The sequence below is a fragment of the Chlamydia buteonis genome (genome assembly GCF_900634605.1).
Classification (GTDB): Bacteria; Chlamydiota; Chlamydiia; order Chlamydiales; family Chlamydiaceae; genus Chlamydia; species Chlamydia buteonis.
The window spans coordinates 199,012-213,133 of sequence record NZ_CAAAFM010000001.1 but is presented as its reverse complement, the minus strand read 5'-3'; the positions used below and the strand labels follow the sequence as shown (position 1 = coordinate 213,133).

Below are 14,122 nucleotides of genomic sequence, written 5' to 3'. Positions count from 1 at the left end.
TTTATTGACGGGATCGTGTTGATAGTGATAAACCTTTTGAAAACGAATACTGAAACATCTCTGAATTAGGTTTACGATGATCGCAAAAAAGGTATCAAGGTTTCAAAAGTCTACATTTTCCCATTCCGTAGTTTTAGCAATACTAGTTTCCACTGGGATGATCACCAATAATTACAAATTATATGGTTATGAACCAGCTTCAGAGGTGATTCTCGATACACTTTCTATGCCCAAAGTACAGTTAGAAGTGCTTTCTGCAGGTATTTTTAGGAAAGAAAAACCCATCAATGCGCAAGAACTTAGAAAAGAAGAAACAGATGTAGAGACTTCTCTTTTAGATAATACATCTACATGTGTTTACAAAGTTTTAGTTGCAGAGGATGAACAGAGACAACATTTAGAAAATACGAGCACCATATTTCAAACATTACATGTTTTATCTTGGGAAAATGTAGATGCCAGGTCTACAAATGCTGAGTCTGAGAAAGAGAAAACCTATCCACAATACGATTTAGAGGATCCTAAGCAGGGATTAGCATTTTGCTATAAAAACGCACCGGAGCATCTTGTAGATGTAAATACTCCTGGATTTTTAGGCATAGCCCTAAAGGGAACAGGGATGAAGTCTGGCCTATCTTTTACTAACTTAAAATCTACAGCTGAAGGAGCAGCTGTTTATTCTGATGAAGACGTTGTTTTCGAGAGCTTTAAGGAAAAACTCATTTTTGATAGTTGCGAGTCTCAGGCAGGTGGCGGGGCTGTTTCTGGGCGTAGTATCGCTATAAATGGTTGTCATGCTGTTACTATAGCTAATTCCAGGACAGATTTAGATCTTTCAACTGCTGCTGGAGAGACTACAGATTTTTCTATAGGGGGCGGTGCTTTTAACGCTAATCAAGTACATCAAGTTCATAAGTCTCGATGTTCTAGTGGAGAAGTTTTATTTTTAGATAATAAGGGGTCTTTTCTCTTAAATGGGAATCATGCTGACAAGGCTAACGGTGGGGCTGTAGCTTGTGGAAATTTTATTTGTTCTATAAACCATGGTGATATCCATTACATTGGTAATTATGCTTTATCTGGAGGCGCTGTATCTTCTTCAAAATCTATGGATTTTTGCGGAAATTTAGGATCCATAGAGTTTCTAAATAATCAGGCCTTGGCTTTTTCTGAAGGCTCTCAGTTTTTGGGAGGAGGAGCTTTAGCTTCTGGAGAGAGAATTATTTTTTTAAATAATCATGGAGTGCTTTGTTCTAAAAACACTGCGAAGTGCTGCGGAGGAGCTCTTTTATCTAGAAATGTAAGAATAGTAGAGAACGTTGGAAGCTCTTTGTTTAAGGAAAATTCAGCCGAAGTAACTGGTGGTGCTATTAGTTCTCAGAATCAAGTAGAAATTGGTCAAAATTTTGGAGACGTTGCCTTTGAGTGTAATACCTCTAAGTTAGGCGGTGGTGCTATTTATTGTTTGCTCCCTGAGCAACCTTATACAGATGCTAAAGAGCCATTGATTGGATCTGGTGATATTAAAATAGTGGATAATACTGGAGGGGTTCGCTTTGAATCTAATGAGAACCTTTTAGATTCTCAAGAGACCCATAGCTATCTCGGTGGTGGTGCTCTTTATGGATCCAATGTGTTGATTTCTGGAAATATCGGAGAGATTACTTTTTCTAAGAATAAAGCTGGTCAATGTGAGTCCTCTAGTACGCACATTGGTGGAGGAGCGATTTTTGCTAATGAGATGGTTACACTTTCCGGTAACTCAGGAGCAATCACCTTCTCTTACAATAAAGGGCACATTCTTCCTTTGCCTTTATCTTCAACATCTGCCGAAGAGCCAAGTGCATCGAATACTCCTATAGAATCTTCTACACCAGCAAATTTAGGGGTCCGTGGTGGAGGAGCGATTTTTGCTAAGAGTATAAGTATAGAAGATAACTCTGCATCTGTATCTTTCTCTGAAAACTCTATGGAAATTAGAGATAACAAAGCTCAAAAAGAAAATTCTTTAGGAGGGGGAGCTTTGTTTGGGCTTGATTCTGTTGGTTTGAAAAATAACGTAGATCTTGCCTTTAGCAATAACCGAGTTTTTGGGGGAAATAGTAGTGGAGGAGCTATTCTATCTAAAGAGGTTGCCATTTCTCACAACGCGAAGGTTCAGTTTATTCATAACTGTGCGAAATTTCTTGGCGGTGCTGTTTGTGCTTTAGGGGATACATTAAGTATTGAGAATAACGAATCTACTGTATCTTTTATTGGAAATAGAACAATTGCTGCTGGTGGAGCACTGGCTAGTGCCGCAGGCGATGTATCCATTTCTAAAAACTTAGGGAAAGTGGAGTTTAAGGATAACTTTGTTTTTGGGGATCCTTATATTGAAGATCTTGAAGAAGGACATATCAATTCAGAAGGGCATCATAGCGGAGGAGGAGCTATCTTTGCTAAGACATCAGTAGTTATTCGAGAAAATGGCAATAAGGTGCTTTTCTCAGGGAATTCTGCAGGAGGTTTTGGAGGGGCAATTTTAACAGGTTCATTAACTTCAACCGAATCTCAAGAGCGTTTTGCTTCTAAAGTAGAGAGCGATAATACAAAAGTCGTGATTACCGAGAATACCGGAGATGTGATTTTTGCAGGAAATAGTACTACGGCTCCCAAACACCCTGAGCATAATTTATTTGGTGGTGGCGCCATTCACACTCAAGATCTGATCATTAATAAAAATGAAGGTTCCGTAGCTTTTTATAATAACTGTGCTCCTACAGGAGGGGCTGTTCGTATTAGTGAAAAAGGTATCGTGGTTTTAGAGGCTTTAGGAGGAGATATAGTTTTCCAAGGCAATAGGAATTCTGAAGATACCTCTAATGGGCTGTACTTTTCAGGAAAAGAGTCGAAATTAGTTGAGGTTTCTGCGACTGGAGAGACTTCTGTAATTTTTTCCGATGCTATTGTTTTTGAAGATTTGACTTTAAGAAAAGGCGCAAAAGATCATGAGGATACGTTAAATAATCCTACGTTGATATTTAATTCTAAAGCTAAAGATGATTCGGGAATTACTCATTCTGGAAATATTCGTTTTTCTCATGCAACATCTAAAATCCCTCAGGTTGCTTTGTTAGAATCAGGAACCCTGATCTTATCTAATAAAGCTCAGTTATGGCTATGCGGCTTAAAACAAGAAAGAGGTAGTGAGATCTTACTTTCTGCAGGAACAGTTTTGCGTATTTTTGATCCGAAAGCAAAACCTACTGAGAAGATTGAAAGCCCTACATCTAAAGTTTATTACAGTGCTTACGAGTCTGTTAAAAATCCTGAAAAAAAGACTTTGGCAGATATCAATTCTATTGGAATTGACCTAGCTTCATTTGTTTCTAGTGATGACGAGACTCCTTTACCTCCTCAGATTATTGTGCCTCAGGGTATGACAATTGGTTCTGGATCTCTAGATTTAAATCTCTTAGATTCGGCCGGTTCTGGTTATGAAAACCATGCCTTACTAGGTAAAGAAACGGATATTACTTTACTTTCGTTTAAGAGTGCTTCCTCGGTATCAGATACTCCTGATTTGGATCAGGCTTTAGAAGAATTATGTGTTAAAGTTTCTGTTCCAGCAATAACAGAAGACACTTATGGACATATGGGCAGGTGGTCTGATCCACAAGTAGTTAATGGAAAATTAATGATCAATTGGAAGCCTACTAGTTATAAGTTAAATCCTGAGAAGAGTGGGGCTATAGTATTAAATTCCTTATGGGGACATTACGGAGACTTACGATCTTTAAAACAACAACAGTTGGCTCACAATATTACTGCACAAAGAATGGAGTTAGATTTCTCAACCAATATCTGGGGATCTGGGATGGGAACTTTTACTAATTGTGCAACAATTGGTAAGGTGGACGGCTTTACTCACCGTGCTGGTGGCTATGCTTTAGGATTGGATACACAATTAATAGAAGATTTTTTAATTGGAGGAAGCTTCGCGCAATTCTTCGGTTACACCGATAGTCAATCTTATTCATCACGTAGTGATCAAAGTGGTTATTTAGGTTCAGGATATTTGGGTATCTTTACTGGGTCGTGGTTATTTAAAGGTATGTTGATTTATAGTAACATTCATAATGACTTAAACACGCAATATCCTAAGCCGAATTTAGGTGGATCCAAAGGATCTTGGAATAGTCGCGGTATCTTGGCAGATGCTCACGTAGATTATCGTTATATTGTAAATTCACGTAAGTTTATTTCTTCTATTGTTTCTGCAGTTGTGCCTTTCGTGGAAGCTGAATACGTCTATGTGAATTTTCCTAAATTTACAGAGATAGGTAGTGAGGCAAGAACATTTGATGAAGGACATTTACAAAATGTAGCAATTCCCTTTGGTGTGACCTTCGAACATAACTATTCTCGAGGGCAGCGTTCAGAGGTTAATAGCTTTAGTTTCTCTTATGCTATTGATGTCTATCGTCAGGAATCTACTGTTCTTATTAACTTGCCAGAAGCATCTTATTCATGGAATGGCGTCGGTTCTAATCTTTCTAGAAAGTCTATAAAATCTCAGTTTAGTAATGATACCGAGTGGAATTCTTATTTCAGTACTTTCTTAGGATTTACCTATGAATGGAGAGAGCATACTATAGCCTATGATTTGAATTGTGGTATGCGTTTGATATTCTAAGGAATATTTGTTTAAGACCTGTGAAATCAAAAAAGCGTTGTGAAAGCCTCATACAGCGCTTTTTTACTGTTTAGTCTGACTGTTCTAGGTACGCTTAGGAACTATGATCTCCATGATATAGAGTAGGTAGATTATTCCTTCGGGTTTGAGTTCATAATTTTCATTATAGAAACAATCAATTACGACATCAATGTGTGCTCCTGTTTCAGGAAGATCGATAGTGCTGGCTACTATATCCAGTAGGTAGTTATAAATATAAGCTTGTATTTCTGGTGTTGATGTTACAAATGCATTGTGAAGATAGGATACAAGTTGAGAATAAGATGCTGTATAGGCTTGTTCGAAACTCTTTTTAAGAGCCTTGTATTTTTCTATATTCTGAGGAAGCCCCGAGGTTTGTCTTAGGGTTAGACCAGAAAGATTCTGATTTAGATGATGAGTGATCAAGCCAAGTTGTTTCCCATAGATATGTTTTAAGCCATTAATTTGATGCCATTCCTCTTCATGTGCAACGAGTTGTTGTTGGGTGAGCAAGTGTTCTTTAAACATTTGCAGCCACAAGAGTATCTGGTCTCTTCCAGAATTTCTTGTATTATAAAGATGATTTATAGACCTGAAAATTGCTTCGCCCCAAGTAGGTCGGCACATATTTGCATACGAAGAGATGTCATTAAGAGCAGAGCGTTTTTTTTCTGCAGAAATATTACGATCTTCTAGAGCTAGAATGAGGTGGTGCATCATGATAGGAAATGTTTGAGCATCGGGATGAGATGGATCTTCGGATAACTCAATAGTAAGATAATTCATGATGTTTCTCCAACCAGAATCCCAGCAATTCAAGTTATTAATTAGTCTTATTAACTTTTTGTAGTTACACGAAATTTTTTCACAAGATGCTGTCTCTAATGAAGTTAAAAATGGAGAAGGAATAGGAGTTAGGGATAAGATATCCTCGGATGTATTAATTTCAAATTCATTGGTTAGATTTTGGAGGATGGATTGTTTTACCTCTTCAACGAAGGCCTCTTGGGTTTCCGTTAAGGGTATAAGGACCTTTGGGGTTTCGATAAGTAAAGAGGTTTCCTGGGTCTTTCTACAGCAGGGAAGAGTTATTGCGGCAACTACTAATTTAACTGGAATAAGTAGTACGTAAAGTACTAGAGAAATAAGAGCAGATGTAAGGCATGCTAGAGCAGAAATGGCGAGGTAACCCAAGAAAGATTCTACGTGTTCGATAACCCAGTTAGAGACTATTTTTGAAAAGATGGTTGAAAATAAGGAACAGAGGCTCGCCTCTTTTATGCAAGTAGTGATATGTTGGCAACACGAGAGGGGGGAAGAATAAGATGGTGTTAGCTGTGCGTTGCTTGGGTTAAGGAACACGCTCATGGGGGTATTCTCTAAATGTAAAAAATAATTTAAGGTTTTTAATATTCTATCATCGTATTAATTTGATGCTAAACCAAATTTTGTTAGTAAAGTACTTTGACTCTGGTTTTAGATATTAATTAAAATACATGGTTCATCCACTCAGTATCGGCCTTAAAGAAGGGACTTTGGCGATTCAAGCCAAGAGAACAACTGCTCTGTATTGTAGGTTTTAAACGTGAATCGAGAACATATGAGCAACAATAGCGGGATTATGTTTTTCTAAAATATACAATAGTACTATTTTTTGTTTGGGGTAAAAGATGAAGGCAACACAACAGTGTGGTTATGTTGCCTTAGCTTCAAGGGGATATGTATTAAATTATTTCAATATTTACCGGTTATAGTTTTGAGTGGTAATAACACCTTCTTTAAGTAGTAAATAACAGATAGCCTCTCTAGAAGGTTTGTAGTCATTTTCATCAGAGAAGAAGATCTCCTCCATAATTTGAGCGCGATATGCTTCAGGAATACCGGCAGCCACTAAGTCTGCTAGGATGGTATTGGTGAGAGCTTGTATCTGATCTTCAGAGCCTCCAAGAGCCTGTTCTAGAGCAGAGTTAATCAAGTTTTCACCACTATTTCGGTAAACATCTAGGAATTGTGAGAAATAGTGGTTATGCTGATTAGCGTATTGACGACTAGTTAGTATGTTTGTATATGGATCTAGAATAATACCCACATTGTCTAATCCCAATTCAGAACCGCGAATGATCTTGAAGGCTGTCATCATGTGCCATTCGCGTTGGTTTCTGAAGATTTCTGATAAAAGCCCTTCCTTAAACATTTGTGTCCAAACAAGCACAATATTTGTTGTCTCATCGTTAGTATTAAAGACAGCTTGTAACTCCTGGCCGGCAACTCGGACCCAAGTAGGAGGACACCTATCACTGTATGAGGCTACGTTGCTTATGATGGATAATTTTTTTTCGTGCGGTATGTTAGGACTACTTATAAGTTTAAGCATATTATACATTGTAGAACGGGAAAGAGCTTGGGCCTCGTTTGAAGAAACCGACCCCGAGCTACTAATGGATAGATCACGCAATATGCTATTCCAATTCTCGAGCATCTGTTGGCTATGTGCCAATCGTGCAGTTCGAGATGCGTGGTTTTGTACTTGTTGAAGAATATGATTGTTCTCAACTTCTAGAACTTGTCTGATCTGATCTTCTAACGGTTGACGGATTGGTTCCCAGGTGTCGGGTACCTCTCTCATCAATGACTCTAGATAGAGATCATTAGCTGGAGCAAGGTGGATATTATCCTCATTTGTGAACATTGGGCCTGATAGAAGGCTTCTTAACAGTTGGATATACCCGTCTACTTCTTCAGGAGTTGCTTGAGGGGCTAAAGGAGGAAGAATTCGATTAGTAGGTGAGCTGACCCAACTGGCCGCACCCTCGGTATCGGTATCAACAAGAGTTAACTGAGGGGCTATCTCATTTTGTAAAGCGATTTCTTGTTGCATTGCTACTAAACACATTGCCACAGAGTTTGGATCATAATGAGAGGCTATGTATTTTAATATGTCTACTTTTCTTTCAATAGGAATCGCATTATTTTTTAAAATACAGTGAATTCTGAACAGGTATGCACGAGCAGTATTGTATACATCTTCTATTTCCAGTTCCTGACTGGTCTTATTAACAATCATGTCTATTATTGAGAACCACTGTCTACGCAAGTCTGCGCTTTGAGTAGAGTTAGTGATATTGGTTCTTAGTCTATTTAGAAAAGTCCAGCGCTCGGGCGTATTTGCTAGGAGATTCTGAATAAACTCGTTATTTCTTCTTACATATTCTTCGGGAGAAGTATCCCCCAACGTTTCTTGCAAATGCTCTGAAGAAATCGGCTCGTAATCTAGAGTGGGTGTCCTATAAATAAATGCTTCTAAAGGTAATTCAAGAAGATTGAAGCTTTCTTCGTCCACACCAGAAAGTGAAGCTAGTAAACGAATGTGTCTGCTGTAGTATATGGGGTCTAGTTCAGGAAAGTGGTTCTGTAGGAAAGTATATCGAGGGTCGCTGGGTGAAATTAATTCTTCACTAGGAGGGGGCGCAACAGGTTCTTCTTGTGGAGAAGCAAGGGGTGCTGGTGTGTCAGTGAGAGTTAAGGAGGAAGGACGTTCGGGCTGTCCAGCAAATAGATCTGGGAAAGCAGTGACTGCGGGAAGATTAAGAATATCATCGTCACTGTAAGGTCCAAGAATGCCTTGAAGTCTTAGGTTTACACGAGCACTGTTAATGAATCTTGCGTGATCCGTATTAGGATACAACATATTTAACAATTCTCTACCAGAGAGATGGTGGTTAACTTCTGCAACAGGAGCAGCTTCAGACGTATCAATAACTAGAGAAGTTGGTTCGGCAGCTCCGCCACCCTGATTTTGAAAATCTTCTAGATCGTCTTCTGAGTGTTCTAGAAGTGAAGGTAAAGAACCAGTTAAAGATACAGGAACCGAGTCAGCCTCGTGACCGTGACCTTGGAACAGGGGGAGTTCAGATAGGTCGCAACTACCCTCTCCGAAAAGTAGAGACACGGGGAGATCAAGAAGCGTAGTTCCTGTAGGGAGATCTGCTAATGTTAAAATGGTGATTCCTAAACTGTCTAGGGTAACGGTGTTTAAGTCGACTGTGGGGTAGTTTGTTTCCAAGAACTCTCTAAGAGTTATTTCTTGAGAAACTACTCCTCCTAAGGATTGAATTGAGGGTGGACTGGGCGGGGGAACAGGAATAAAGGAAACTGGAGAAAATCTAGATGCATATAGTCCTACAGGAGGTTGAGAAAAAGCACTTGCCTCTCTTGCTGGGGGAACTGGAGGTCTTGGGGAAGATGTAACTTGGTTTGCCTCAACCCCAGTTGTAGGTTTAGATAAGTAAGGGCAGCAACTTAATCCTAGAAGGATTAATTTCAAAGGGAGAAGGATAATACAGAGAAGAACCGTAATAATAGCAGATAAAACAAAGGCAAAGACCCATCCGGCTTTAGAATCATGCTCTGGATTTAAACAAAGACAAGAACTGATTTTATTGCCCAACGCATTAAATATGGATAGAAAAGAAATCTTTTGATTAATGGTTTTTATTAAAGAGGTTCCGAGCAATGCTGAAGAAGGTTGTGGGTGTGCAAAAGCATCCCGGAAATTATTGTTGTCTAGTGACATAGAAATTTACCTGAATGAAAAATAAGCTAAAAATTCTCCCTAAAAGGGTCTATTTTCGTGCCTTTTTGTGAAAAGCTAAAGCATTTTAGAAGAACTTGTGATTAATAGCAACTTTTTACTGGCTATGTAATTGAAGTTTAAAGATTTTTAACTCAAGGATTGTTCGTGTCTTTTGTGAAGATTTTTTTACAATTCTGCTTATTAACAGAATGTTGAACAAAGTCGTTTTTTTATTTTTTGGGTGGTTGTCCCTGGATTTGTCGTCAGGATCCCCAGCATGAGTAAAATGAACGCAACCCCAGAAGTATTCAGATCAAACTTGTCATCATAAAATAGAGAGGATAGGATAGAGGAAATTTCGTTTTCAGGGACCCTTAATGTCCTCATGGTTTCACATAGATATAGTGAAAGGGAGTTTTTTAGATCTTGAGAAGCTTCGGAGATTTGATAACGGATGTATTCGATGAGGTCTGATACGGAATCTCTATAGCTAGAAATGAATCTCTTATAGACGCGGTCATATAGGCCTTGTTTTTTCAAGATAAGGTAGCCTGTAAATTGAATCCGTGCGAGGGAATCCGTGTTCAGCCCTAGAGAATGCCCGTAATAGTGTTTAAAGCTTGCTATGTGGTGCCATTCTTGTGAAGAACGGTTCGTAATAAGCTGCAACAAATTTTCTTTGAACATTTGTACACACAATAGGATGTAGTTTACACTAGTGTCTTGTTTATTATAGATCTCGGTCAGTTCTCTAAATATGACTTCAATCCATGTGGGGGGGGGCATGCAAATGCATAAGATCCAATATAGTTTAAAAGTTGTTGTTTCCTTTGTTGTGTGATAGATGGGTCTTGTAATGCTTCTGTAAGTTTTTGTAGAACGGAATAATACAGCGATTCTTCTAAGGAGTCGTGTTGGCTAGCAAAGGAGTCGTCTTTTTTTAAAAACTTGATGTTTACATAGTTAATAATTTTGAATAGGGGATCAGGTATACCAGAATATATTTTGCATATCTCACTTTCCAAGTGGCGCAACTTCCAAGAGCGTTTCCCCGGGATTAAAAAGGATTTTAAAAAGGGAGAGGACTCAGGGGTTACATGAAGGGTATCGGAATTGATATAAAGCGTTTCATTACATATGTCCTGTAAATTACGAGAAAAAATCTTTAAGGGGGATATTGTGGTTGTTTTAGAATCTTTTAAACATAGGCTGACCCCTAAGAGAGCGAGTTTTAAAGGGTAGAGAAATAAGAAAAGAACAATACTGATAACTGCAGCAAGAATAACAGTAAGAATTATACGTAAATTTGCTGGATTTGCAGTATGCGGTGACTGCCTCAATAAGGTAGTTGTTATGAAAAGATAAAAGACGTGGTAATGGATATTTCTTGCACATGTCTGTAAGCGCTGTTTTAAAGATAGTTTAGTAACAATACTTGTGGAGTAGTTAGGAAAACAATTCAGGGTGATATTAGCCATAGAGGTAGCTCAGTCTTACAAAATTCATCAAGTCGTTATTCAATGTTGTATTAACATACGTGTGGTTAAGATTAGATGTGTTGCTCATACATAAGCAATGTATGATTCGCGAGTAAAAAGTGTTTCTGAGATTCTGTGTTTAATTACACATCTCGGATGTAGAAAGAGAGCGTCTAAGCAATAAATGTATAGATAATGGAAGTTGACATAACCATAAAAAGAAGTAATTCTAATCAAAAAAACGTCTTAATGACAAATGATGAAAATAAGCAAAACAGCAGGTAAACAAAGGAATCTCCTCAGGATTAGTGAGATAATGTTTTTTTCTGAAAATATCTTCTGCTGTTCTTTTTTATACTTAGTTTGTTTACCTCTCTAAATTTCGCATTTTCCTTCAAAAAACACACTTTTCTCAATAATTTTGCTTTTTCTTTTGATTTTAAATGAGTTAGCATAAGTTCATCTAGTAGTCAGACCAGATTTCCTAATAAGAGCTTGAAATAAAATAAAATAGAAAATACCATTTTTCAGCCGTTTATAATTTGGTTTGATTTTATATGAAATGTGTTTCTCCCTGTTTCTATTTGAAATTGGAGAACTCTGAAGATCGCTGTTGTAATTTTCCTGATTCTCGAGTTCATTTTCTTACGACTATTGTATCATTAATAGCAAGTTTATTGATTATTACCGGGGCTATAGCTGCTGTGATTCTATTTGGAGCGCAGTTAGGAGTATTGTGTTCTACCGTAATTATGGGTATATCTGTTGCTATTGGAGTATTACTCTTCAGCGCTAGTTTAAAATGTTTTTCCTGCCACGCTGTAATATCTCAGTCGCAGCGTTTTTCTGAAAATATTCCAAGATCTTATGTCAATGATTCTAGATTCTCAGAAGCCACTGCGCTCACAGAGGAAAGTGTAGAAGCCATAGAAAGAGAATTACGTACTTTGTTGTCAGAACATGAGCAAGAGCGCCTCGCCTACCAATGTTTTATAAGTCAGAGAGATCTAGCAAAAATCAGCATGGATAGTGCTAGGGAGGAGTTTGACAACGCATATACAGATTTCCAAAGGTTCCAAGGGCTTCTTATAGTCGAGGACGGTAGTAATCTAAGTAACGAATGTCAAGAGAGCTTGTCTAGATTCAGAGAAAAAAGTATGGACTATGGGCGTTCTATACGGCGTTATGAAGATCTTCTTCAGCAAATTCAATCTCATCAGGATCTTATTGATTTTCGGAAAATTGCCCCTGTATATGAGCAAGTTCGTGTTTTACTGCACGCGAGGGATGAGGCACAAACGCGTATACGTTCTTTAGAAGATGCGTTAAGTCTACGCAATAGGGAGTTCGCTATCTTGTCTAGTATGGGAAGAGATTTGCAAAGTTCAATAGAAAAGCTACAGAATACCCAAACAGTGAATCAAGGGACAATACGTGCTTTGCAAATGCGTTTAGAAGAAGTAGGGAAAAATAGAAATAGTCTTGAAGAAGCTCCATTTTTAATAATAGGCGGAGGAGCTGAAGAGCATATCAGAGAAACATTATTATCTGACAACGCCCTAAACATACATCCCCTTGAAGAGGAGAATCAGAAGCTCAAGCGGACACTAGCTCTTTATTATAGGATGATTGAAAGGATGGAAACACGTTTTGGACAGCAAGGCCATTCAATGCTTGTTGAGACTTCAACTAGTCAGGGTTTTTTGAGGAAATTTGTAGGGAATTCCGAGGAATATACTCGAGAACAAGTAGGAGCCTTGATAGCGAGTCATTTCGAAGATGAAAGAGAAAATCAACAAAGAGAAGTCATGCGATTAAGAGAACTAACTTCTCAGCAAGCTCAAGAGATAGCGGATTTGAGAAGTGAGTTTTTAAGATTAGGGGATACTGTTTTTGAAGCTACTAATCTAAATATTATCGATATGAATTTAGAAGAAGATACAGTTCACAATATAGTGATTGTTGAGGATCATTTTGCAGATCGCCGTGAATCTAGAGAATAATAAGTTAGAAGTGTCATGCACTAATTAAAATGTAAACAAAGACAAGGAGAAATTAGTACTTATCATAAATGAGCGTGTTAGATTTTGACAGAGAAACTTTTCACACTTTTTCATCGTGTTTTCTTTGGAATCTAAGGGGGAGAATACTCTGTGATGAATACTTGGCGCACTAAACAAGACTATTCTTGATTTTCTTTTCTAGTTAATCTGTGCAGCCATTCCTATCAGACGCTTGACAATATACAATTCGTAAAATACGAGCGTGTGCAAGTTATCTATTTTATTATGGGTTTCTTTATGAAATGTATGCAGACGAACTTGTTTTCTAGATTAGAGGGACAAGAGATAGTGTCTACACGTGTAGACAGAACTCGCTCTCATATTATTATCAATACGATTGCTATAGTGTCAGGGATTTTGATAATTGTTTCTAGCATAGCAGCTTGCGTTTTTCTGAGGGCGGATCTGGGCTTGTTAAGCGCTATTCTTCTAGGTATGGCTATTATCGCAGGGCTGTTACTTATAGTCGTGGGTGTTTATTTTTGTTATCAGAGCAGTTCTAAACAACAGTCAACTTCTAGTGTCATAGAACAGGAGAGAGTTTTTGAATTATCACAACAACTAGCTATCGCTAATAACGAACTAGTTTCTTTACGTTTGTTCAAGCAGGAAAATCAGAAGGGAATAGAGACAAGTCTGGTCTCTATGTCTGGGGAACAAAGAGCTCTCTTACAAGAGAGGTGTGAGCGTGTAGTACAATTAGACAGTATTATTCATCAATTAAGAAAAGAACACGCACTATTGTTAGAAAGTAAGGACAAAGAATGTTACAGAGAAATGGTAAGACAGACGGATCTACGTCTTCGACTTGATCACAAGCATCAACAAGAGATGGAATCTAAAGAAAGGTCCACAAGAGAAAGAATGCAATGTTTAGAATTAGAGTTGACGAATCAAGAAAGAGAAAAGGCTACACTATTGACCAGGTTGCGACAAACTCTATTACAAAATCAAGAAAGGTTTAGTCAAGAATTGCAAGAAAAAGATCAACAGATTAGTGATTTACGACACACTGTAAGTCAACAACAAGAAGTAGATGCGGATCATATTCAGCAGTTGGAAGACTTATTAAAAGGAAAAGAAGAGGCCATAGCGCATCTACAATCTACTGTAAATTATTATGAGAACTTAGAAACAGATATGGGAATCAGTTCTCTTACCGGCGCCTTAGTTCGTATTCGACAGCAAGAAGAACGCATAGCTTTGTTAGAAACTTTAAATTTACAACCGATTGTAAGAACACGAAACCGATCTTCAAGTATATAGACTATCCCCATCTTGTTCTAATAAATAGGCTTTGCTCCTAGTT

Annotated in this window: 5 protein-coding genes and 1 pseudogene; 3 read left to right on the top strand and 3 right to left on the bottom strand. The window is 38.0% G+C overall.

Going from position 1 to position 14,122, the window contains the following annotated elements; all coding sequences use genetic code 11:
• Positions 1-76: 76 nt before the first annotated feature.
• On the top strand, positions 77-4,678 hold the full coding sequence (pmp18D, locus tag E1N70_RS00910) for a polymorphic outer membrane protein Pmp18D (RefSeq protein WP_131743714.1): 4,602 nt from the start codon (positions 77-79) through the stop codon (positions 4,676-4,678).
• Positions 4,679-4,762: 84 nt separating this feature from the next.
• Here pmp18D and E1N70_RS00905 read toward each other — a convergent pair whose 3' ends face one another.
• From E1N70_RS00905 to E1N70_RS05255, 3 genes and pseudogenes are all read right to left on the bottom strand, one after another.
• Positions 4,763-6,067 carry a DUF1548 domain-containing protein gene (locus tag E1N70_RS00905; RefSeq protein WP_131743713.1) on the bottom strand — a complete coding sequence of 435 codons (1,305 nt, stop codon included), beginning with the start codon at positions 6,065-6,067 and terminating at the stop codon, positions 4,763-4,765.
• Between the two features lie 373 nt (positions 6,068-6,440).
• The gene (locus E1N70_RS00900; protein ID WP_131743712.1) at positions 6,441-9,272 is read right to left on the bottom strand and encodes a DUF1539 domain-containing protein; all 2,832 of its coding nucleotides are present in this window, start codon (positions 9,270-9,272) and stop codon (positions 6,441-6,443) included.
• A gap of 201 nt (positions 9,273-9,473) precedes the next feature.
• Positions 9,474-10,750, bottom strand: a pseudogene (locus E1N70_RS05255) (DUF1548 domain-containing protein).
• 557 nt (positions 10,751-11,307) lie between these two features.
• On the opposite strand from E1N70_RS05255, the gene E1N70_RS00885 reads away from it, so the two are divergent.
• Positions 11,308-12,753: an IncA family protein gene (locus tag E1N70_RS00885; protein WP_131743711.1), complete on the top strand. Its 1,446-nt coding sequence runs from the start codon at positions 11,308-11,310 to the stop codon at positions 12,751-12,753.
• A gap of 297 nt (positions 12,754-13,050) precedes the next feature.
• On the top strand, positions 13,051-14,079 hold the full coding sequence (locus tag E1N70_RS00880; RefSeq protein ID WP_208638285.1) for an IncA family protein: 1,029 nt from the start codon (positions 13,051-13,053) through the stop codon (positions 14,077-14,079).
• The last annotated feature ends 43 nt before the right edge of the window (positions 14,080-14,122 follow it).